General features: G+C 70.4%; 16 protein-coding genes. 6 read left to right on the top strand and 10 right to left on the bottom strand.

Annotated elements, in window-relative coordinates; all coding sequences use genetic code 11:
* Positions 1–55 precede the first annotated feature (55 nt).
* Entirely contained in the window at positions 56–2,245 is a 2,190-nt protein-coding gene (locus CEK66_RS09355) for a primosomal protein N' (RefSeq protein ID WP_152236732.1), read from the top strand.
* Between the two features lie 253 nt (positions 2,246–2,498).
* Here the strand turns inward: CEK66_RS09355 and CEK66_RS09360 are convergent, their stop codons facing one another.
* Entirely contained in the window at positions 2,499–4,232 is a 1,734-nt protein-coding gene (locus CEK66_RS09360; RefSeq protein ID WP_226978554.1) for a VanW family protein, read from the bottom strand.
* A gap of 194 nt (positions 4,233–4,426) precedes the next feature.
* Between CEK66_RS09360 and CEK66_RS09365 the strand changes: the two genes are divergently transcribed.
* Positions 4,427–5,731, top strand: coding sequence for an NAD(P)/FAD-dependent oxidoreductase (locus CEK66_RS09365; RefSeq protein WP_152236733.1), 1,305 nt, complete (start codon positions 4,427–4,429; stop codon positions 5,729–5,731).
* A gap of 57 nt (positions 5,732–5,788) precedes the next feature.
* Complete coding sequence (locus CEK66_RS09370) at positions 5,789–6,406, top strand: trimeric intracellular cation channel family protein (protein ID WP_026144447.1); 618 nt, start codon at positions 5,789–5,791, stop codon at positions 6,404–6,406.
* Between the two features lie 124 nt (positions 6,407–6,530).
* Here CEK66_RS09370 and rpoH read toward each other — a convergent pair whose 3' ends face one another.
* The 6 genes from rpoH to rhlB all read right to left on the bottom strand — a co-directional run bounded on the left by rpoH (position 6,531) and on the right by rhlB (position 12,701).
* A complete protein-coding gene (rpoH, locus tag CEK66_RS09375; protein WP_026143641.1) occupies positions 6,531–7,409 on the bottom strand; it encodes an RNA polymerase sigma factor RpoH in 879 nt (292 codons plus the stop codon).
* Positions 7,410–7,627: 218 nt separating this feature from the next.
* Entirely contained in the window at positions 7,628–8,359 is a 732-nt protein-coding gene (ung, locus tag CEK66_RS09380) for a uracil-DNA glycosylase (protein ID WP_152236734.1), read from the bottom strand.
* Between the two features lie 30 nt (positions 8,360–8,389).
* Complete coding sequence (locus tag CEK66_RS09385) at positions 8,390–9,232, bottom strand: response regulator (protein WP_017909425.1); 843 nt, start codon at positions 9,230–9,232, stop codon at positions 8,390–8,392.
* 7 nt (positions 9,233–9,239) lie between these two features.
* Positions 9,240–10,184 carry a permease-like cell division protein FtsX gene (ftsX, locus tag CEK66_RS09390; RefSeq protein WP_017909424.1) on the bottom strand — a complete coding sequence of 315 codons (945 nt, stop codon included), beginning with the start codon at positions 10,182–10,184 and terminating at the stop codon, positions 9,240–9,242.
* Complete coding sequence (gene ftsE / locus CEK66_RS09395) at positions 10,181–10,867, bottom strand: cell division ATP-binding protein FtsE (protein WP_043094534.1); 687 nt, start codon at positions 10,865–10,867, stop codon at positions 10,181–10,183. The genes ftsX and ftsE overlap by 4 nt, the downstream gene beginning before the upstream one ends.
* Positions 10,868–10,940: 73 nt before the next feature.
* Positions 10,941–12,701 carry an ATP-dependent RNA helicase RhlB gene (rhlB, locus tag CEK66_RS09400; RefSeq protein WP_152236735.1) on the bottom strand — a complete coding sequence of 587 codons (1,761 nt, stop codon included), beginning with the start codon at positions 12,699–12,701 and terminating at the stop codon, positions 10,941–10,943.
* Positions 12,702–12,903: 202 nt separating this feature from the next.
* Between rhlB and trxA the strand changes: the two genes are divergently transcribed.
* The 3 genes from trxA to CEK66_RS09415 all read left to right on the top strand — a co-directional run bounded on the left by trxA (position 12,904) and on the right by CEK66_RS09415 (position 16,207).
* The gene (gene trxA, locus CEK66_RS09405) at positions 12,904–13,245 is read left to right on the top strand and encodes a thioredoxin TrxA (protein WP_152236736.1); all 342 of its coding nucleotides are present in this window, start codon (positions 12,904–12,906) and stop codon (positions 13,243–13,245) included.
* A gap of 241 nt (positions 13,246–13,486) precedes the next feature.
* Positions 13,487–15,283, top strand: coding sequence for a transcription termination factor Rho (rho, locus tag CEK66_RS09410; protein WP_152236737.1), 1,797 nt, complete (start codon positions 13,487–13,489; stop codon positions 15,281–15,283).
* Positions 15,284–15,406: 123 nt separating this feature from the next.
* Positions 15,407–16,207 (top strand): hypothetical protein, encoded by an 801-nt coding sequence (locus tag CEK66_RS09415; protein WP_152236774.1) that lies wholly within the window; start codon positions 15,407–15,409, stop codon positions 16,205–16,207.
* A gap of 62 nt (positions 16,208–16,269) precedes the next feature.
* On the opposite strand, the gene CEK66_RS09420 is transcribed toward CEK66_RS09415, so the two are convergent.
* The 3 genes from CEK66_RS09420 to CEK66_RS09430 all read right to left on the bottom strand — a co-directional run bounded on the left by CEK66_RS09420 (position 16,270) and on the right by CEK66_RS09430 (position 21,454).
* Positions 16,270–17,163: an energy transducer TonB gene (locus tag CEK66_RS09420; RefSeq protein ID WP_226978555.1), complete on the bottom strand. Its 894-nt coding sequence runs from the start codon at positions 17,161–17,163 to the stop codon at positions 16,270–16,272.
* A gap of 61 nt (positions 17,164–17,224) precedes the next feature.
* Positions 17,225–18,964, bottom strand: a complete 1,740-nt coding sequence (gene aceK / locus CEK66_RS09425) for a bifunctional isocitrate dehydrogenase kinase/phosphatase (protein ID WP_148828665.1) — start codon at positions 18,962–18,964, stop codon at positions 17,225–17,227.
* A 258-nt stretch (positions 18,965–19,222) separates the two neighbouring features.
* On the bottom strand, positions 19,223–21,454 hold the full coding sequence (locus CEK66_RS09430; protein WP_152236738.1) for an NADP-dependent isocitrate dehydrogenase: 2,232 nt from the start codon (positions 21,452–21,454) through the stop codon (positions 19,223–19,225).
* Between the last annotated feature and the right edge of the window lie 127 nt (positions 21,455–21,581).

Raw genomic sequence — 21,581 nt, forward strand, 5'->3', positions numbered from 1 at the left:
CTGCCAGACCCAACGCGGCATGCTCGGGATCGGTGACACGCCCTAGACTAGGCGGATGCCCTCCCCCGCCGCCACGCTCCGCGTCGCCCTGCCCGTGCCGCTGCCGCAGGTGTTCGACTACCTGCCGCCGCCCGGGGGCACGGTCGCCGACGGCGACGTCGGCCGCCGGGTGCAGGTGCCGTTCGGCAACCGCGAACTGAGCGGGGTGGTGGCGGCGATCGGCCAGGTCGAGGACGCCGACGGCCTGCGCGCGGCGTTGGCCTGGCTGGACCCGGTGCCCCTTCTGCACGGCGAACTGGCCGAGTCGCTGCGCTGGCTGGCGCGCTACAGCCACGCGCCGCTGGGCGAGGTGCTGGCGACCGCCCTGCCGGTGCCGTTGCGCCGCGGCGAACCGCTGCCCGACACCCACGCCTGGGCCTGGCGCCTGACCGAGGCCGGCGCCAGCCACCGCGCCCGCGCCGGCACCCGCCCGCACCGCTTCGCCGCGCTGCTGGCGGACGGCGCCATGGACGAGGACCGGCTGGACCAGGCGATGGACGACTGGCGCAGCGCCGCGCGCGCGCTGGCCAAGCGCGGCCACGCCGAGCGCATCGCGGTGCCGGCCAGCGCTGCGGCGGCGCAGCCACAGCCCGGGCCGGTGCCCAACGCCGAGCAGCAGGCGGCCATCGACGCGGTGGTCGCCGCCGCCGGCTTCGCCCCGTTCCTGCTCGACGGTGTGACCGGCAGCGGCAAGACCGAGGTCTACCTGCAGGCGATCGCCGCCTGTCTGGCGCGCGGGCGCCAGGCGCTGGTGCTGGTGCCGGAGATCGGCCTGACCCCGCAGACCCTGGCCCGCTTCCGCGCCCGGCTGGGGGTGCCGGTGCACGCGCTGCATTCGGGGCTCAACGACAACGAACGCGCCCGGGTCTGGGCCGCCGCCTGGCGCGGCGAGGCGCGGGTGGTGGTCGGCACCCGCTCGGCGATATTCGTGCCGCTGCCGCGGGCAGGATTGATCGTGGTCGACGAGGAACACGACGGCAGCTACAAGCAGCAGGACGGCATCCGCTACCACGCCCGCGATTTCGCCCTGGTCCGCGGCAAGGCGCTGGACGTGCCGGTGCTGCTGGGCAGCGCGACGCCGTCGCTGGAGAGCCTGCACAACGCCACCGGCGGCCGCTACACACATCTGCGCCTGACCCGCCGCGCCGGCGACGCCAAGCCGCCGACGGTGCGCGTGCTCGACGTGCGCAAGCGCCCGCTGCAGGACGGGCTGTCGCCGGAGGTGCTGGCCGGGATCGGCACGGCACTGGCCGAAGGCGGCCAGGTGCTGGTGTTCAAGAACCGCCGCGGCTATGCGCCGGTGCTGCTGTGCCACGACTGCGGCTGGACCGCGCCGTGCCAGCGCTGCAGCACCCCGCTGCACGCCACGCCGATGACCGTGCACGCCGGCGGCCGGCGCCTGCAATGCCACCACTGCGGCGCGCGCCAGCCGGCGCCGCTGGCCTGCCCGGACTGCGGCAGCCTGGCCCTGCAGCCGCAGGGCATCGGCACCGAACGCCTGGAGGAGCGCCTGGTGCAGGCATTCCCGGACGTGCCGGTGCTGCGCATCGACCGCAGCACCACCCAGCGCCGCGATGCGCTGGAGACGCAGTTGGCCACGCTCGGCACTGCGCCCGGCATCCTGGTCGGCACCCAGATCCTGGCCAAGGGCCACGACCTGCCGCAATTGAGCCGGGTGGTGGTGGTGGGCATCGACGAAGGCCTGTTCTCGGCCGATTTCCGCGCCAGCGAGAAGCTTGCGCAGCAGCTGATCCAGGTCGCCGGGCGCGCCGGCCGCGCCGCGCGCCCGGGCGAGGTCTGGCTGCAGACCCACCACCCCGCGCATCCGCTGCTGCAGACCCTGGTGCACGGCGGCTACCACGCCTTCGCCGCCGCGGAACTGGAGCAACGCGAGGCCGCCGGCTTCCCGCCGTTCGCGCACCTGGCGCTGCTGCGCGCCGAGGCCAAGCAGGTCGAGCACGCCAACGCCTTCCTCGCCGCAGTGCGCGCGCTGCTGCCGGTGCAGGACGAGGTGCAGCGCTTCGGCCCGATGCCGGCGCCGATGCCGCGCCGCGCCGGTTTCCAGCGCACCCAGTTGCTGCTGTCGGCCAACACGCGGCGCGCGCTGCACGCGTTGCTGGACGCGGCGGTGCCGGCGATCCACGCGCTGCCGCAGGCACGGCGGGTGCGCTGGTCGCTGGATGTGGATCCGCAGGATCTGTACTGACACGGCGAGTGGTGGCAGCTCGGCAGAACCGACGCGCTGTCCAATGCCGTAGAAGCGGCTTCAGCCGCGATGAGGCGTTACCGGGAGTGCTTCGTCGCGGTTGAAGCCGCTGTTACGAGGCATGAGGCAATGGCGCGTATCGCGACACCACCCGTATTCCCCCCGGAGCCGCTCTAGAGGAACAGCGCATCCGCTTGACGCGTAGCGAGGCAGGCGGGCAACGCGCCAGCGGCCGTGACACCTCGTGCGTTGCTCAGCCCGCCAGACCCAAGGCGTCGATCACCTGCGCGCGCAGCGCGGCGCTGTCGCCGGCTTCCACGCAGCGCCACGCGCCAGCGTCCGCGGACAGGCCGCAGGCGGCGGTGGCGATCACCGGTTTGCCCAGCGCCATGGCCAGCAACAGGCCGCGCGGCTGTTGCTCGATCCACGCCGGCAGCAGCACCAGGCAAGCAGCGTGCACGCCTTCGGCCATCGACGCGACCCGCTGCACCGCGATGCCGCTCCAGAAGTCCGGCGTCTCCTGCGCACCGGGCGGCAGCAGCAACACCAGCGGCAAATCACGCACCGCCTCACGCAGTTCGTAGGCGCCCTTGCGCGCCAGCGCCGAGGCCGCCAGCAGTACCCGCGGTACGGCGTCCGCCGTGATGGCCGCATGCTCCGCCGCTGCTGCCGGGAGCGCCGGCCGTTGCCATGCCAGCACGAGGCCACGGCTGCCGGCCAGCGCCAGCAGTTCGCGGTGCGGGGTGATCCAGCGCCGCGCCTGCGCCAGTGCCGCACGCTCGGCGGCGACCAGCGCCGGATCGGCGCGGAAATCGCGCAGGGTGGGACTGTGCGGATGCCGCTGCGCGGCCACGTCCAGGCGCGCCTGCAGCAGATGCATCGGCAAGGCGGTCATGCACACGTCCCAGCGCCGGCCCTGCAACTCGCCGGCCAGCCACAGCTCCGGCAACAGGCTCTGCGGCACCACCAGGTCGACATCGCGCGCGCCCAGGCGCCGCCGCAGCGACTGCAGGCGGATGCGCTGCGCGCGCTGGCGCGCCTGCGGCAACGGCATGCCGCGCCACAACCACCAGCGCCGCAGCAGCGCCGCGCGCAAGGCCGCGACGCTGGTCCGCGGCAGCGCCAGCACGCGGTCGCCGGGTTGCTGCCGGCGTCGGCGGTCGGTGGCGAACTCCGGCCATTCCTCGTCGACCAGCCAGGTGCGGTGCAGCCCATCGGGCACCGCCGCCACATGCCGATGGCAGGCACTGCGGCCGCAGCGGGTGCAGTCGTTGGCGGCGTCGACACCGGCCGGCGCGGTGGGTCGCTGCAGCGGCGGCAACGGCAACGCCGCCGGCGCCACGGCACCGCCACGGATGCGCACGTGCAGCGCTTCGCCGTCCAGCCACACCTCCAGCCGCCACGGCGCGGCGGCGCGCAGGCGCAGGTCCACGTAGTTCCAGAACACCACCGCGTCGCGGTCGCGCTCGGCCAGGGAGCCGGCAATCACCTGGGTGTGGCGGTGCCGCTCGACGATCTCCAGGCCTTGCCGCAGCGCCGCGTCGTAGATCGCATTGGACACCTGGCACAGGCCACCGCCGATCGACGGCACCAGGCAGCCCTCGCGCAGTTCGCGGCCGGCGACGAAGCCGCGACGGCGGGTGGCGCGGCCGAGCTGGCGCCAGAAACCGAAGGTCGCCCCGGCCGGCACCTCCACGCCGTGCAGCGCACGCGCGGCCAGGCGCAGGTTGTGGATCTTGCCGGCCACCAGCTGCGGCGCGGTCTCCTCGCTGTCGGGCCACAGCGCGGTGACGGATTCGGCACAGCTGCCGTCGGCGATCGCCAGGCCGGCATCGCGGCGATGCCGGCGCGGACCGTCGCGCAGATCGTGCAGCGCGCGGCGCAGTTGCAGCGCACGGGTCTTGGCCCAGAACAGCAGGCTGCGCCAGCGCGACGGCAGCAGCGCCGGCGGCGGCGCCGATGCGCGCGGCTTCACTGTCGCTGGCATGAGCGTGCGTCCTCCATGTCGCTGACCGCGCTTGGCATCGCGCTACTATACGGACATGCAGGTCCGGCCCTCTACGAGCGCGCAGCGCCTTTTCGGCAGCGCGCGTTCCGGCGGATCGGTGCGCGCGCGACTGCGAGGCGACCGCCGCGCCGATACCGGACGCTCTCCTCTTTCTCCCGCTCCTGGAGTCCTGCATGAACGACACACCCGTGCCGCACCTGATCGTGGTCGGCGGTGGCTTCGCCGGCTTGTGGGCCACCCGCGCCCTGGCCAGGACGCCGCTGCGCATCACCCTGATCGACCGCCGCAACCATCACCTGTTCCAGCCGCTGCTGTACCAGGTCGCCACCGCCGGCTTGTCGGCGCCGGACATCGCCGCGCCGCTGCGGCAGATCCTGCGCCACCAGGACAACGTCGAAGTACGCCTGGGCGAAGTCGTCGACATCGACAAGCAGGCGCGGCAGGTGCGCCTGGCCGATGGGCAGACGCTGGACTACGACTACCTGCTGGTCGCCACCGGCGCCACCCACGCCTATTTCGGCCACGACGACTGGGCGACGCATGCGCCGGGCCTGAAGACCCTGGACGACGCGCTGCAACTGCGCCGGCACCTGCTGCTGGCGTTCGAGCGTGCCGAGGCGGAAACCGACCCGGCCGCGCGCGCGGCCTGGCTCAGCTTCGCCATCGTCGGCGGCGGCCCCACCGGGGTCGAGCTGGCCGGCACCCTGGCGGAGATCGCCCGGCACACGCTGAAGCACGAGTTCCGCCGCATCGACCCGGCCGAGGCGCGGGTGCGGCTGATCGAGGCCGGCCCGCGGGTGCTGTCCTCGTTCCCCGAACACCTCTCGGCCAAGGCGCAGAAACAGCTGGAGAAGCTCGGCGTGGACGTGCTGACCGGGGTCCCGGTCGCCGACATCGACGCCCATGGCTACCGCCTCGGCAGCACCTTCGTGCCGGCGCGCACCGTGGTCTGGGCCGCCGGCGTGGCCGCCTCGCCGCTGGCGAAGACCCTGCAGACGCCGCTGGACCGCAGCGGCCGCGTGCAGGTGCAGCCGGACCTGAGCGTGCCCGGCCATCCGGAGCTGTTCGTGGCCGGCGACCTGGCCGCGCTGCAGCAGGCCGACGGCCGCCCGGTTCCCGGGGTGGCGCCGGCCGCCAAGCAGATGGGCCGGCACGTCGCCGACACCCTGCGCCGGCGGCTGCGCGGCGACACCGCCAGCGTGCCGTTCCGCTATGCCGACTACGGCAACCTGGCCACCATCGGGCGCATGGCCGCGATCGTGCACCTGGGCCGGCTGCAGCTCTCCGGGGTGCTGGCCTGGTGGTTCTGGCTGGCCGCGCACGTGTTCTTCCTGATCGGCTTCCGCAACCGCGTGGTGGTGCTGCTCAACTGGGCCTGGGCGTACTGGAGCTACCAGCGCGCCGCGCGCATCATCCTCGGCGACCCGCCCGCGGCGGAGGACACGCAGGCGCAGCCCGCACCGCCCGTGGACAGGTGACACTGCAAGGCCGGGCTGCGATCCTAGCCGGCCTTTTTGCTGCAGCGCAGTGCCGTTTTGGCCACCTTCCTGTTCCTGCTCGACCTGCTGGGCACCTTCGTGTTCGCGATCAGCGGCGCCACCGTCGGCGTGCGCCATCGCCTGGACCTGTTCGGGGTGCTGGTGCTGTCGTGCGCGGCCGCGGTCTCCGGCGGCATCGCCCGCGACGTGCTGATCGGCGCCACCCCGCCGGCGGCGCTGGCCGACGTGCGCTATCTCGGCGTCGCCTGCCTGGCCGGGCTGCTGGCTTTCTACAGCCACCACACGGTCGAGCGCCTGCGCAATCCGGTGCAGATCTTCGACGCGATGGGTCTGGCGCTGTTCGCGGTCTACGGCACCAGCAAGGCGCTGGCGTTCGGCCTGGGTCCGCTCAGCGCGCCGCTGTTGGGCATGCTCAGCGGCATCGGCGGCGGCATCGTCCGCGACCTGCTGGTGGCGCGCACGCCGGTGGTGCTGCAGGCCGAGCTGTACGCGGTGGCGGCGCTGCTCGGCGGCGGCGTGGTGGCCGTGGCGCAGGTGCTGCACCTGCCGCAGCCCTGGGGCCTGGGGGTGGGTGCGGTGCTGTGCTTCGGCCTGCGCTTCATGGCGATCCGCTACGGCTGGCACCTGCCGGTGGCGCGTCCGCCGGAGTCGTGATCCAGCGCCGTGCGGACGGACTTCCGCAGCCGGCAGTCGCCAATCCGCGGGCAGCCCAGGACAAGAAAAAAGACCCGGCAATGCCGGGCCTTTTCGCGCGCTGCAATCGCTCGCCGCAGGCGACTCAGGCGACGAACAGCGCCTTCATCTTCTTCAGCGCGTTCGCCTCGATCTGGCGGATGCGCTCGGCCGACACGCCGTACTCGTCGGCCAGTTCCTGCAGGGTGATCTTGCTGTCGGCATCCAGCCAGCGGCGCTTGATGATGTCGCGCGAACGCGCATCCAGTTCCGCCAGGCCTTCGCGCAGCAGCTGCAGCTGGTTGTCCTCGCTGTCGGCGCGTTCGTAGGCCTGCGAGGGATCTTCCTCGTTGGCCATCAGATACGCGGCCGGCGACGGCGGCGCGTGGTCGTCGTCCTCGTCGGACGGCGCATCGAAACCGATGTCGCGACCGGACAGGCGCGACTCCATCTCCAGCACCTCGCGCTCGGACACGTTGAGGTCCTTGGCCACGGCGGTGACCTCGGCCGCGTTCATCCAGCCCAGGCGGGTCTTGGACTTGCGCAGGTTGAAGAACAGCTTGCGCTGCGCCTTGGTCGTGGCGACCTTGACGATGCGCCAGTTCTTCAGGATGTACTCGTGCATTTCGGCACGGATCCAGTGCACCGCGAAGCTGACCAGGCGCACGCCCATGTCCGGGTCGAAGCGCTTGACCGCCTTCATCAGGCCGATGTTGCCTTCCTGGACCAGGTCGCCCAGCGGCAGGCCGTAGCCGTTGTAGCCGCGGGCCACGTGGACCACGAAGCGCAGGTGGGAATGGACCAGTTCGCGGGCCGCGTCCAGGTCTTCCTGGTCGCGATATCGCACCGCCAGTGCACGTTCCTCGTCGGACGTCAGCACCGGGATCTGATGCACGGCGCCGATATAGGCATCCAGCGAACCGAGCGGACTGGGGATCGGGAGGTTGTTGGCAACCAATGCGTTGGAAGTAAGCGTCTGGCTCATAGGGCTCATCTTAGCAGTCTACTAATTGGACTGCTGGGTACAGTAAAAAGTTCCTGTGTTCTGTTTATGCAACATATGAATCAGGAATGACACTGCATCACAAGCCACTGAAACAATCGGGACGCATCGTCATCCCGTTCTCTGACCGCAAAAGTAGCAGCCGGTTCGCGAAAATGGCGTCCACGTCAGGCGACAGCGTCGCCCTGTCCAACCGCGGTTCAGGCGCCGCCCAGCGCCGCTTCCAGCTCTGCGCGCGGCGGCAGACTCCAGTCGATGGGGGCGGCGCCACGGCGCTTCAAGTACTCGTTGGCCGCGGAGAAATGCTTGCAACCGAGGAAGCCGCGGTGCGCCGACAGCGGCGAGGGGTGCGGGGCCTTGAGCACACGGTGGCGGCGGGTGTCGATGACCTTGCCCTTGGCCTGGGCGTAACTGCCCCAGAGCAGGAACACCAGGCCCTCGCGCTCGCGGTTGAGGGTCTCCACGACGTGGTCGGTGAAGCCCTCCCAGCCCTTGCCCTGGTGCGCGCCGGCGCGGCCTTCTTCCACCGTCAGCACCGCGTTGAGCAGCAGCACGCCGCGCTGCGCCCACGGCAGCAGGCAGCCGTGGTCCGGCCGGCGGATGCCCAGGTCGTCCTCGATCTCCTTGTAGATGTTCAGCAGCGACGGCGGCACCGGCACCCCCGGCAGCACCGAGAAGCACAGCCCGTGCGCCTGGCCGTCGCCGTGGTACGGGTCCTGGCCGAGGATCACCACCTCCACCTTTTCGAACGGGGTGGCGTCGAAGGCGGCGAAGATCTGCCGCCCCGGCGGGAACACCCGCGCACCGGCGGCCTTGCGCTGGCGCAGGAAGGTGGCCAACTCGCGCATCTCCGGACGCAGCAGCCAGTCGCCGACCTGCGCCTTCCACGACGGCTCCAGCTGGATCCGGCTTTCGTCTTCGTTGTTGCTCATCGCTTCCAGGCTCGGGACATCACATATCGGTCAGAAGGTCACCGCAATCTCGTCGAGCCGGGCCAGGCGCAACTGGAACAGCACCTTGGTGACCAGCAGGCGCTCTTCGATCGGTTTCTGCACCAGGTCATTGGCGCCGGCGCGCAGCAGCTCGGACTGGGTGTGCGGGTTGCTGTCGCCGGTCATCACCAGCACCGGCATGCGCCGCTTGCCGTAGGCGAAGTCGACGCGGATGCGCTGGACCACGTCGCGGCCGTTGAGCTCGCCTTTCAAGGTGACGTCGGTCAGCACCAGGTCGATGCGGCGGGTGGTGCGGCCCAGCGACTCGGCGGTCAGCAGGGCGAAGGCGTCTTCGGCGCTGAGCACGTGCACCACGTGCAGCTGCTGGCGCTCGAGCATGCGCTTGGTGGCTTCGGCCACCACCCGGCTGTCCTCGACGTAGAGCACGGTGGCGCCGGCCACCGGCTGCGGCTGCACGTAGCCACGAATGAAGGTGGCCAGCGCCTCGTGGCCGAGCGCCTTGTCGAAATAGTCGGTGACGTACTCGGTGAAGCGGCGCTCGACCAGGTGCTGCTGGGCGTCGCCGGAGACCACGATCACCGGCACGTAGGCCTGGCCGGCGGCCTCGCGCACGCTGCGGGCCAGGGTCAGGCCGTCGCCGTCGGGCAGCCCCAGCGAGGTGGTGACCAGGTCGACCGGGCCGGCCTCCAGCGCGGCGCGCGCCTCGGCGATGCTGGCGCAGCCGACCACGGTCACGTCGGGCAGTTCGCGGTGCAGCACGTCGGCGATCAGCTTGCGCACCAGCTTGGAGCCATCGACCACCATCACCCGGGGGGCGGCGCTGATCAGATGCTTGAGCTCGTGCCCGGCCATGTGCGCCTCAGGTGTCGGTGGGCCGCGTCTGGCGCAGGAAGTGGCCGGTCACCAGCCAGGCGCCGAGCCAGCCCAGCAGCAGGGTGCCGAGCAGGACGAAGCCGGCGTGCAACGCGTCCAGCCCGTGCAACACGAAGTGGCTACCGTAGCTGTCGGCCAGTGCCGCCAGCGGCTGGCCCAGGGCCATGCCGGAGGCGGCGAGCAGGCCCAGCGCCAGCACTCCGGCGCCGAAACCGTACCAGGCACCCAGGTACAGGAACGGGCGGCGGATGAAGCCGTCGCTGGCGCCCAGCAGTTGCAGCACGCCGATCTCCTCGCGCCGCGACTGGATGTCCAGGCGGACCGTGTTGCCGACCACCAGCACCGCGCCGGCGCCGAGCAGCAGCGATAGCACCTGCACCAGGCGTTCGCCGAAATGCAGCCAGCCGTCCAGGCGCTTGCGCCACAGCGCGTCGTGCTGGACCAGGTCGGCCTGCGGCAGCGCGGTCAGCGCGGTCGCCAGCGGGGTGTCGTCGGCCGCGGCGGGGGTGACGATCAGCAGCGTCGGCAGCGGGTTGTCCTGCAGCGCGTCCAGCGCTTCGCCGAGGCCGGCGCTGTCGCGCAGCTCGGCCATGCCCTCGGCCGGCGTGCGCAGCGTCACCGCGGCCACGTCGCCACGGCCGCGCAGGGTCTGCGCCAGCGCCTGCGCCGCGGCGGCGTCGACGTCGGTCTTCAGGAACACGTTGATGTCGCGCGACTGCTGCACGCTGCCGGCGAACTGCTTGAGGTTGTCCAGGGCGATCGACAGGCCCAGCGGCAGGGTCAGCGCCAGCGCCATCACCGCCATGGTCAGCAGCGTGGCCCACGGCTTGCGCATGGCGCGGCCGAGGCTGTAGACGATGCTGTGCAGGTGGTGGTCCCACCACACGCCCAGCCGCGAGGGCGCCGCGGCGCCGGCGTTGCGCGCGCTCATTCGGCCAAGTCCTGCGGCGAGATGTCGTCGACCAGGCGGCCGTGGTCCAGGATCAGCACGCGCTTGCGCATCTGCTTGAGCAGGGCCAGGTCGTGGCTGACCACCAGCACGCTGGTGCCACGCGCCGGCAGTTCGGCGAACAGCTGCATGATCTCCGCGGCCAGGGTCGGGTCGAGATTGCCGGTGGGTTCGTCGGCGACCAGCAGCCGCGGTTCGCCGACCATCGCCCGGGCGATGCCGACGCGCTGCTGCTCGCCGGCCGACAGCTGCGAGGGCAGCGCCTTCTCGCGATGGCCCAGGCCCATGCGCTCGAGCACCGAGCGCACGCGCTTGCCGATCTCGGCGCGACGGGTGCCGCGCAGGATCAGTGGCAGCGCGACGTTCTCGGCGATGCTGCGGTCGGTGAGCAAGCGGTGGTCCTGGTAGACCGCGCCGACCTCGCGCCGGTGCAGCGGCACGCGGCGGCCGCGTACCTTCAGCAGGTTGCGCTCGCCGAACAGCACGGCGCCGCGCGAGGGCCGCTCGCTCAGGTGGATCAGCTTGAGCAAGGTGCTCTTGCCGGCACCGGAATGGCCGGTGACGAACAGCATCTCGCCCTCCTCGACCTCGAAGCTGACGTCCACCAGCGCCGCGTGGCCGCCGGCGTACTGTTTGCTGACATTGTCGAACCGCAGAACGCTCATCCGGCGATTATGCCGGAGCGGCTGGGGTGTTCGTCCACCGCGCGCGTCGCACGCGGCGGACGGCCGGTCCGGCTCAGGAGCTGGACACCAGCGAGCGCAGCTTGCGGCCCAGGCGGGTCAGGAACGAATCGTTCTTCGCCGCCGCACCACGCTCGGCCTGGCGCGCGGCCTTGACCGGGGTGGCCACGACCTGCACCGGCTTGGCCGGGGCCGCGGCCGCCGGCGCGGCGCTGCCGTTGCCGGCCGGTGCACCCTCGGCACCTTCCAGCGGGCGCCCACCGCGACGGCGACGGCGCTTGCGCGGCGGACGCTCGCCTTCGACCGCGGGCGCTGCGCCCTCGGCCGACGCAGCGCGCGGCGGCTTGGGGGCAGGCGCCGGCGCGGCGGCAGCCGGCGCAGTGCCGTCGGCCGCAGCAGTGGTGGCATCGGCCGGACGCGGCGTGCGCGGACGCCGCGGCTTGCCGTCGGCGCTGCGCGACGATTCGCCACGGCCGCCCGGGCCGCTGCGGCCGCCGCCGGGCTTGCCGCGACCGCCGCCGCGACGCTGCTCGTCGGCCTCGCGCTGGGCGCGGGCCTCGCGGAAGATCTCGCCGATGCTCTCCTCGCCATCGGCCTCGGTGGCCTCGCCCTCCACCGGCGCGCGCGGGGTGCGCGGCAGCGCCACCAGCAGCTCGGCGGTGACCGGCTCGACCGGGATCTTCTGCTCGATGTAGGCCTCGATGTCCGGCAGGCTCATCGCGTAGCGCTCGCAGGCGAAGCTGATCGCGTCGCCCTCCTCGCCCAGCCGCGCGGTACGACCGATGCGGTGCACGTAGTCCTCGGCGTCGAACGGCAGGTCGTAGTTGTAGACGTACTTGACCCCGTCGATGTGCAGGCCGCGCGCGGCCACGTCGGTGGCCACCAGGATCTCCAGCTGGCCCTTCTGGAAGCGGTTGAGCAGGGTCTCGCGCTTCTTCTGCGGCACGTCGCCGGACAGCACGCCGACCCGGTAGCCGTTGCGCTCAAGCGCCCGCGCCACGCGCTCGACAAACGCCTTGGTGTTGACGAACACCATGGTGCGCGCGCCCTCGCTGCGCGACAGCAGACCCAGCAGCAGGGTCAGCTTCTCCTCGTCGGAGGGGAAGTAGATGCGCTGGCGCACGCGCGCGGCGGTGATGCTCTCGGTCTCGACGACGAGCTTTTCCGGCTCGTTCATGTGCTCGTAGGCCAGCTCCAGCACGCGGTGGCTGAGGGTGGCCGAGAACAGCAGGGTCTGGCGGGTACCGCGCTCGGGCATGCGCCGCAGCAGGAAGCGGATGTCCTTGATGAAGCCCAGGTCGAACATGCGATCGGCTTCGTCGAGCACGCAGATCTCGCAGGCGTGCAGCGACACCACCTTGTGCTGCTTGACGTAGTCGATCAGCCGGCCGGGGGTGGCGATGATCACGTCCACGCCCTGCTGCAGCAGTTCGCGCTGCTTGTCGTAGTCCACGCCGCCGTAGACCAGGGCGAAGCGCAGGCCCAGCTCGGAGCCGAACTTGACCGCGTCCTTGTGGATCTGGATCGCCAGTTCGCGGGTCGGGGCCAGGATCAGCGCGCGCGGATCCTCCGGCTTGCGATCGGCCAGCGCCGGGCGGCTGAGCAGGCGATTCATCACCGCCACCAGGAACGCCAGGGTCTTGCCGGTACCGGTCTGGGCCTGGCCGGCCACGTCGCGGCCGGGAAGGGCCACCGGCAGGGTCAGCGCCTGGATCGGGGTACAGCGGGTGAAGCCGGCGCTTTCGAGGCCTGCGAGCAGCGCGGGCTGCAGTTCGAACGCGGAAAAAGTCACATCGGTCAGCGGTTTGTCGCTCATCATTCCATCTTCGTGAGGCCACCCCGCCCGAAGCGTAAGGTCGCGGCTTGCATCGGTCCCGGCAGCGTCGCACACTGGCGTCTTCCATGCCGGGTCGCGCGACAGGGGGAATCCCTTGAGATCGCCGCGCAATGCCCCAGTTTACCGCAATGCGGCGGCCACCCGGTCCGGCCAGTCGCATTGGCCCAGGAGAACCCCCAAAGTGAGCGACAAGGTCCTTTACGTCGGCGACGCCGATTTCGATACCACGGTGCTGCAGTCCGACGAGCCGGTCCTGGTGGACTTCTGGGCCGAGTGGTGCGGCCCGTGCAAGATGATCGCGCCGGTGCTGGACGACCTCGCCGATGCCTACGACGGCCGCCTCAAGGTCGCCAAGGTCAACGTGGACGAGAACCGCGCCACCGCGATCAAGTACCACGTGCGCTCGATCCCGATGCTGCTGCTGTTCAAGAACGGCCAGATCCAGGCCACCCAGATCGGCGCGGTCGGCAAGGGTCAGCTGACCCAGATTATCGACAAGACCCTGGGCGGCAGCGCCGCCTGACGCCCGCTGCCGGCACCGCTCCGCAACCGGAGCGGCGCCGCGGCAGCCCGGCCGGCGCAGCATCGCCGGCGGCTGAATCGCCCACGAACGCCTGCTTGCCGTGCCTGCGTGGCGGTGATAGTGTCGATACATCCGGTGGCATTCGCACACCGCACCCCCTCTGGAAGATTCTCTCCCAGACCTCCTCCCAACCCCGTATGCCCCCACGCTGGGCGCTCGCACTCTTAGCGAGGAACACCACTTGTCCGATCACACCATGTCCGAACCCGGGAGCGCCGACGCCCCCGCCGAGAAGCGCGTGCGCAAGCCGCGCGTCAGCAAGGCCGCGAGCGGCGCGGAAGGCGCCGCCGAACACGGCGCGCCGGCACAGCCGACCCTGCCACTGAATCCCGCGCCCGCGCCTGCGCCCGTCCAGACCGAGGCGCCGCGCGCCGCGGCCCCGGAGTCGGCTCCGGCCCCGGCCTCAAGCGGCGGCCAGAGCCACGGCGGCGACGCGCCGGCCCAGCAGGGCGGCGGCCAGGCGTCCGAAGGCGGCGAGCCGCGCGAAGGCCGTGAGCCGCGCGACGGCGGCAACAACAACCGCTTCAACAATCAGAACCAGAACAACCAGAACAACCAGCAGGGCAACCGCCGCGACCGCTTCCGCAATCGCCGCGACCGCGACCGCAATCAGCGCGGCGGCGACCGCTTCCAGGACAACGGCCTGCCCAGCGACAACGGCGGCAACGAGCCGTTCGTGCCGCGCCCGCACGCCAGCGTGCCGGAAGGCTTCCCGATCTACTCGCTGAGCGATCTGAAGAAGATGCCGGCGCAGAAGCTGCTGGACATCGCCGAGCAGCTCAACATCCAGGACGGCGTGGCCCGCGCGCGCAAGCAGGACGTGATCTTCGCCCTGCTGAAGGTGCTGACCCGCCACGGCGAAGGCGTCGCCGCCGACGGCGTGCTGGAAATCCTGCCGGACGGCTTCGGCTTCCTGCGCGCGGCCGAGGCCAGCTACCTGGCCGGCCCGGACGACACCTATATCTCGCCCAGCCAGATCCGCCGCTTCAACCTGCGCACCGGCGACCACCTGTCCGGCCGCATCCGCTTCCCGAAGGACGGCGAGCGCTACTTCGCGCTGTCGATCGTCGACACCATCAACGGCGAACCGCTGGAAGCGAGCAAGAACAAGGTCCTGTTCGAGAACCTGACCGCGCTGTTCCCGCGCAAGCGCTTCACCCTGGAGCGCGGCAACGGTTCCTCGGAAGACATCTCCGGCCGCATCCTCGACCTGATGGCGCCGCAGGGCAAGGGTCAGCGCGCGCTGATCGTGTCCCCGCCGAAGGCCGGCAAGACCATGCTGATGCAGCAGGTGGCCACGGCGATCACCACCAACCACCCGGACGTGCACCTGATCGTGCTGCTGATCGACGAGCGCCCGGAAGAAGTGACCGAAATGCAGCGCACCGTGCGCGGCGAGGTCATCTCCTCGACCTTCGACGAGCCGGCCGCGCGCCACGTGCAGGTCGCCGAAATGGTGATCGAGCGCGCCAAGCGCCTGGTCGAACACAAGAAGGACGTGGTGATCCTGCTCGACTCGATCACCCGCCTGGCCCGCGCGTACAACAACGTGGTGCCGTCCTCCGGCAAGGTGCTCAGCGGCGGCGTCGACGCCAACGCCCTGCACCGCCCGAAGCGCTTCTTCGGCGCGGCGCGCAACGTCGAGGAAGGCGGCTCGCTGACCATCATCGCCACCGCGCTGGTCGAGACCGGCAGCAAGATGGACGAGGTGATCTACGAAGAGTTCAAGGGCACCGGCAACAGCGAAGTGCACCTGAACCGCCGTATCGCCGAGAAGCGCGTGTACCCGGCCATCGACATCAACCGCTCCGGCACCCGCCGCGAGGACCTGCTGATCGAGCCGGAACTGCTGCAGAAGATCTGGATCCTGCGCAAGCTGCTGCATCCGATGGACGAGATCGCGGCGATGGAATTCCTGCTGGACAAGATGAAGAACACCAAGTCCAACGACGAGTTCTTCGGTTCGATGAAGCGCTGAGTCCAGCGCCGGTTCGACCGCAGCGCCCCGCTTCGGCGGGGCGTTCGCGTTTGTGGCCATCGGCCGTACCCGGTAACGGGCCGATACAGGGTCCGACGGTCTTTCGACGTGAGCGCGGGTGAGATGTGCGGCATTCGCCCCGCCGCGCCCGCCGCCATGCCCGTCACCGCCAACACCGCCGTCAGCAAGGTCGCCCCGGTCACCCTCGGCTTCTGGGTGATGAAGATCTGCGCCACCACTCTGGGCGAGACCGGCGGCGATCTGTTGTCGATGACCCTGGATGTCGGCTATGCGCTGAGCAGCGTGCTGCTGCTCGGGGTCTTCCTGGTCTCGCTGTGGGCGCAACTGCGCGCGCGCCAATTCCAGCCATGGCGCTACTGGTGGGTGATCCTGACCACCAGCACCGCCGGCACCACGCTGTCGGACTACATGGACCGCAGCCTGGGCCTGGGCTACGCGCAGGGCGCGCTGCTGCTGGTGAGCCTGCTGGTCGCGGTACTGGCGACCTGGTGGCTGTGCGAACGCAGCCTGTCGGTCGCGCGGATCGGCAGAGGCCGTGCCGAGGTCTTCTACTGGCTGGCGATCCTGGTCTCCAACACCCTGGGCACCGCGCTGGGCGATTACCTGGCCGACAGTTCGGGGCTGGGTTTCGCCGGCGGCGCGCTGCTGATCGCGGCGCTGCTGGCGGCAATCGCCCTGGCCTACGCGTTCACCCGGGTCTCGCGCACGGCGCTGTTCTGGGCGGCGTTCGTGCTGACCCGCCCGTTCGGCGCGACTCTCGGCGACCTGCTCAGCAAGCCGGCCGGCAAGGGTGGCCTGGACCTGGGTACGGTCGGTGCGTCGCTGCTGCTGGCCGGACTGTTGCTGGCGGTGCTGGTCGTCTCGACGCGACGCCGCGACGACGACCGCCGCGCCGCGCGCTAACGTCGGCGGGTGGTCTACGCGGGGCAGCCCGGCCTGTAAGACCGGGCGAACACCGTCGCCGATCAACCGCCCTGCAGCGGCGTCAGCAGGCGCGGGCCGCCGTTGCCGGCCATGTACACGCCACCGGCCGGCAGCAGGTCCGGCGAGAAGCCGGCAGCATCCTCGTCGGCACTCCACGGCGCGCGCTGGCGCGGGCCAGGCACGTAGCTCATCCAGCGGCCATAAGCCGACGGCGCACCCTGGCGGGGCTGGTCGAGCAGCGCGTAATCGACTGGCACGCGCACGTTCCAGTACGGCGCATCCACGTGCTTGCCTTCGCTCGGCGGGCGGAAGGTCCACTTGCGCGCCGCGCCGAGCGCGCTCTTGCCCAGCACGTCGCGCAGTTGCTGCATCTGCCGCTCGGACGCCACCACGCGCAGGTTGACCTGCTCTACTGCGGCGTCGGCGACGCGACCATCGCGGCCCACTTTGAGCACCAGGTACGCCGAGCCCGCGGCACCGACGCTGTAGGCGGCTTCCGGATAGGCCGGCGGCTTCATCTGAATCGCGGTCACCACGCTGTGATCGCTCGGATCGTAGCGGGTAAAGTCGGCACTGCGGATCTCGATCTGATAGTCGTCGCCTTGCAGGCGTTTAGCGACCAGGCGCAGGGTCATCGGCGCGCGCGCCGGCACCGGCTTGCCATCGCGCATGCCCGGCTCGAACTTCCACTGCATCACGCTGTTGCGGACGAAGCCGACCACGCCCTCGGGCAGACGCTCCTGCTGGTCCAGCGCCAGCGCCGACACCGCGCCGCTGGGTTCGATGTCGATGGTGCCGCTCACCAGCATGCTGCTCTCGATCTGCTTGCGCACCGCGCCCGGGCCGACTCCGTCGGCGGCAACGGCAGTCGATGCCAGCAGCAGCGACAGCACGGCGCTCCAGCGCCACCACGAACGGAGAGATCGACGGTGCATCGCGCATTCCTTTGCCTGAGATGAGGCGCCGATTACAACGCACTGGCGGCCCGCCGGCAACTCAGGCCAGGCGCAGCGCATCCGGGTAAGGCGGCGCGTCCGGATAGTCGTCCTCGCGCAGCCGCGCCTGCAGGTCGCGCCACCACTGCGGATCGAACAGCTCGCCGTGCGCATGCCGCACCGCCTCCAGCGAGGCCGCGGGCAGGCCCATGAACATCGCGAAGCGCTCCGGAAACACGTCGCGCGGGGCGACGTGGAACCAGGGTTCGGCGGACATCGCCTCTTCCTCGTTGCGCGGCTGCGGCCAGTCGCGGAAGTTGCAGTCGGTGACCAGGCACAGTTCGTCGTAGTCGTAGAACACCGCCCGGCCCTGCCGCGACACGCCGAAGTTCTTCAGCAGCATGTCGCCGGGGAAGATGTTGTTGCGGGCCATGTCCTTGATCGCCTGCGCGTAGTCCAGCGCCGCCTCGCGCGCGGCCTCGGCGCCCTGCTCGCGCAGGTACAGGTTCAACGGGCGCAGGCGCCGCTGCACGTAGCACAGCTCGACGATCAGGTCGTCGCCGTCCTCGCGCAAGCTGCGCGCGCAGCCCTCCATCAACTCTTTCAGCAGCGCCGGCGCGAAACGCGTGCGCGGGAAGCGCAGCGAGCGGTACGGCTGCGCGTCGAGCAGGCGGCCGACGCGATCGAGGTTGAACACCAGCGCGTACTTCTCCTCGACCTCTTCGCGGCTCATCGTCTTCGGATAGGCGAAACGGTCGCGGATCAGCTTGAACACCAGCGGGTAGCTGGGCAGGGTGAACACCGCCATGACCATGCCCGGCGTGCCCTCGGCATGCACCAGCTGTTCGTTGGGATGCGCCTGGAAGTGGCGAAAGAAGGTGCGGAAGCGCTCGGTCTTGCCCTGCTTGGCGCGGCCGAGCATGGTGTACAGCTCGTCGATCGGCTTGTGCGGCAGCAGACTGCGCAGGAACACCACCGCATCGCCGACGGTGGCCAGGTCGGCCTGGAAATAGCTGCGCGAGATGCCAAACAGCTGCGCCACGTCGTTGCGCTTGGTCAGTACCGCTTCGGCGCGCAGGCCTTGTTCGTCGTTGACCAGGGCGATCACGCAGGGCGAGAAGCGGTGTTCGCCGAACACACGGCCGATCAGGTAAGCCCGGCGCTCGCGATAGAACACCGTCTCCAGCAGTTCGATGCCGCGCACCGGGTTCTCGCCCCAGTGGGCGAGGTCGTCCTGCAGCCGCACCGCGATGGCCGCCGCGCAGCGCGTGCGGTGCGCGTACGGCACGTCGAACCGGTAGTCGCCGAGCACACGCACGAACGCGTCCACCGGCCGCGCCTCGGACACCACGTAGTTGTGCCGCGCCACCGGGTGGGTGATGGCGTCGGTGGGCTCGATGTCCAGTGCCACGAACTCGATCTGCGCGTCCACGCCCTGGGTGCGGAAGAAGCGCCGGGTCAGGGTGTTGTAGAAGGTCTTGTACAGTTCCTGGTCGATCAGCGCGGCGATCAGCTCGGCGTAGTGGTCGCGCGCGCGGATCCACAGCGCACGATCGTGCGCCTGGCCCAGCAGCACCGCGCGCAGGCGCAGCATGCACTCGGCGATGCATTGGTCGTACAGCGCGATGCGTTCGATCGCATCCTCGCGCGCCGCGCTCCAGTCGCGCGCCTCGAAGCGCTGGCGCGCACGCGAGGAGATCTGCGCGAAGCGCGCGTGGTAGTCCTCGAACGCCTCGAAGACGATGCGGCCGATGACCAGGGCACGGCGTTCGGACGGCAGCGGCAGCGGCGTGGAGGGCATGCCCGCAGTGTACCCAGGTGGTGGCGTCGCGCGGGTGTCGGGCACCCTGCCACGCTCCGCCTCGTGCGCACATCCAGCGGCCCGCTTCGCCAGGATCGAGCCGGACGCAGGTCGGCCGTAGAAGCGGCTTCAGCCGCGACCGGCCGCACCGGGAACGCCCTGTCGCGGCTGAAGCCGCTCCTACCGAACGTTTCCTGCGCCGGAAACGCAAAGGGCCGCCCCGAGGGGCGGCCCTTGCGTCACATCGAGTTCGGGCGATCAGGCGTTCAACGTCGCCAGGGCGTCGTTGAGGGTCTTGCTCGGCCGCATCGCCTTGCTGACCAGATCCAGGTTCGGGCGGTAGTAGCCCTGGATGTCGACCGGTTGCCCCTGCACGCCGTTGAGCTCGGCGACGATGGCCGCTTCCTGCTCGGTCAGCTGCTTGGCCAGCGGGGCGAAGCGCGCCTTCAGCACGGCGTCCTCGTCCTGCGCGGCCAGCGCCTGCGCCCAGTACATGGCGAGGTAGAAGTGGCTGCCGCGGTTGTCCAGCCCGCCGACCTTGCGCGAGGGCGACTTGTCGTTGTCCAGGAACTGGCCGTTGGCCTGGTCCAGGGTGCGCGCCAGCACGCCGATGGCGGCATCGTGGTGGCGCTGGCCCAGGTGCTCCAGCGACGCGGCCAGGGCCAGGAACTCGCCCAGCGAATCCCAGCGCAGGTAGTTCTCTTCGACGAACTGCTGCACGTGCTTGGGCGCCGAACCGCCGGCACCGGTCTCGAACAGGCCGCCACCGGCCATCAGCGGCACGATCGACAGCATCTTGGCGCTGGTGCCCAGCTCCATGATCGGGAACAGGTCGGTGAGGTAATCGCGCAGCACGTTGCCGGTGACCGAGATGGTGTCCTCGCCCTTGCGGATGCGCTGCAGCGAGAACGCGGTGGCCTCCACCGGCGGCAGGATGCGGATGTCCAGGCCGTTGAGGTCGTGATCCTGCAGGTAGCGCTCCACCTTCTGGATCATCAGCGCATCGTGGGCGCGCTGCGGATCCAGCCAGAACACCGCCGGGGTGGCGCTCAGGCGCGCGCGCTCGACCGCCAGCTTGACCCAGTCCTGGATCGGTGCGTCCTTGGTCTGGCACATGCGCCAGATGTCGCCGGCTTCCACCGCATGCTCCAGCAGCACCGTGCCGCCGGCATCGGTGACGCGCACGGTGCCGTCGACCGGGATCTGGAAGGTCTTGTCGTGCGAACCGTATTCCTCGGCCTTCTGCGCCATCAGGCCGACGTTGGGCACGCTGCCCATGGTGGCCGGGTCGAACGCGCCGTGCAGCTTGCAGTCCTCGATCACCGCCTGGTACACGCCGGCGTAGCAGCGGTCCGGGATCACCGCCTTGGTGTCCTGCAGCTTGCCTTCGGCGTTCCACATCTTGCCGGAGTCGCGGATCATCGCCGGCATCGACGCATCGACGATCACGTCGCTGGGCACGTGCAGGTTGGTGATGCCCTTGTCGGAGTTGACCATCGCCAGCGCCGGACGCTGCGCGTACAGCGCCTGCAGGTCGGCCTCGATCGGCGCACGCTGCGCCTCCGGCAGGCTGGCAATGCGCGCGTACAGGTCGCCGATGCCGTTGTTGGCATCGAAGCCCACCTGCTTGAGCGTGGCGGCATGCTTGTCCAGCACGTCGCGGTAGAACGCTTCGACGACCACACCGAACATGATCGGGTCGGAGACCTTCATCATCGTCGCCTTCAGGTGCAGCGAGAACAGCACGCCCTGCTGCTTGGCATCGGCGATCTGCGCCTGCACGAAGGCGGCCAGCGCACGCTTGCTCATCACCGCCGCGTCGATCAGCTCGCCGGCCTGCACCGCGGTCTTTTCCTTCAGCACGGTCACCGCGCCGTCCTTGCCGACCAGCTCAATCTTGATGCTGCCAGCCTGTTCGATCAGCGCCGAACGCTCGCTGCCGTAGAAATCGCCGGCGTCCATGTGCGCCACGTGCGACTTGGACTCGGCGCTCCACGCGCCCATGCGGTGCGGGTGCTTGCGCGCGTAGTTCTTCACCGAGGCCGGCGCGCGGCGATCAGAATTGCCCTCGCGCAGCACCGGATTGACCGCACTGCCCTTGACCTTGTCGTAGCGCGCCTTTGCTTCTTTCTCTTTCTCGTCCTTCGGCTCGTCCACGTAGTCCGGCAGCGCATAACCCTGCTGCTGCAGTTCCTTGATCGCGGCCTTGAGCTGCGGCACCGAGGCGCTGATGTTGGGCAGCTTGATGATGTTGGCTTCCGGCGTGGTCGCCAGCTGGCCCAGCTCGGCCAGGTCGTCGGCGATGCGCTGGTCCTCGCGCAGGTAGTCGGGGAACTGCGAAATCAGGCGGCCGGCCAGCGAGATGTCGCGGGTCTCCACGGCGATGCCGGCAGTGCCGGCGAACGCGGCGACGATCGGCAGCAGCGACTGCGTCGCCAGGTACGGGGCTTCATCGGTGAGCGTGTACAGGATCTTGGGCGTATTCGACATGACGCGACGGATGACCTCTGGCAGGGGGAAATAGGCAGCACCGACAGTACGGCGGCGTATGTTTTCTTGTAGTTTCGCGATGCCGCCAACCGCCGGACATCGGCCGTCCATTGTCGCGTGTCTGCCG

Origin of the sequence: Xanthomonas sp. LMG 12460 (assembly GCF_009192895.1) — a bacterium.
In the GTDB taxonomy this organism is placed as follows: domain Bacteria; phylum Pseudomonadota; class Gammaproteobacteria; order Xanthomonadales; family Xanthomonadaceae; genus Xanthomonas_A; species Xanthomonas_A sontii.

What these genes read in the sequence shown, in the direction of transcription:
- CEK66_RS09355 (WP_152236732.1), top strand. Translation starts at nt 56, where the DNA reads ATGCCCTCCCCCGCCGCCACGCTCCGCGTCGCCCTGCCCGTGCCGCTG.
- CEK66_RS09360 (WP_226978554.1), bottom strand. Translation starts at nt 4,232, where the DNA reads ATGCCAGCGACAGTGAAGCCGCGCGCATCGGCGCCGCCGCCGGCGCTG.
- CEK66_RS09365 (WP_152236733.1), top strand. Translation starts at nt 4,427, where the DNA reads ATGAACGACACACCCGTGCCGCACCTGATCGTGGTCGGCGGTGGCTTC.
- rpoH (WP_026143641.1), bottom strand. Translation starts at nt 7,409, where the DNA reads ATGAGCCAGACGCTTACTTCCAACGCATTGGTTGCCAACAACCTCCCG.
- ung (WP_152236734.1), bottom strand. Translation starts at nt 8,359, where the DNA reads ATGAGCAACAACGAAGACGAAAGCCGGATCCAGCTGGAGCCGTCGTGG.
- CEK66_RS09385 (WP_017909425.1), bottom strand. Translation starts at nt 9,232, where the DNA reads ATGGCCGGGCACGAGCTCAAGCATCTGATCAGCGCCGCCCCCCGGGTG.
- ftsX (WP_017909424.1), bottom strand. Translation starts at nt 10,184, where the DNA reads ATGAGCGCGCGCAACGCCGGCGCCGCGGCGCCCTCGCGGCTGGGCGTG.
- ftsE (WP_043094534.1), bottom strand. Translation starts at nt 10,867, where the DNA reads ATGAGCGTTCTGCGGTTCGACAATGTCAGCAAACAGTACGCCGGCGGC.
- rhlB (WP_152236735.1), bottom strand. Translation starts at nt 12,701, where the DNA reads ATGAGCGACAAACCGCTGACCGATGTGACTTTTTCCGCGTTCGAACTG.
- CEK66_RS09415 (WP_152236774.1), top strand. Translation starts at nt 15,407, where the DNA reads ATGTGCGGCATTCGCCCCGCCGCGCCCGCCGCCATGCCCGTCACCGCC.
- CEK66_RS09420 (WP_226978555.1), bottom strand. Translation starts at nt 17,163, where the DNA reads ATGCACCGTCGATCTCTCCGTTCGTGGTGGCGCTGGAGCGCCGTGCTG.
- aceK (WP_148828665.1), bottom strand. Translation starts at nt 18,964, where the DNA reads ATGCCCTCCACGCCGCTGCCGCTGCCGTCCGAACGCCGTGCCCTGGTC.
- CEK66_RS09430 (WP_152236738.1), bottom strand. Translation starts at nt 21,454, where the DNA reads ATGTCGAATACGCCCAAGATCCTGTACACGCTCACCGATGAAGCCCCG.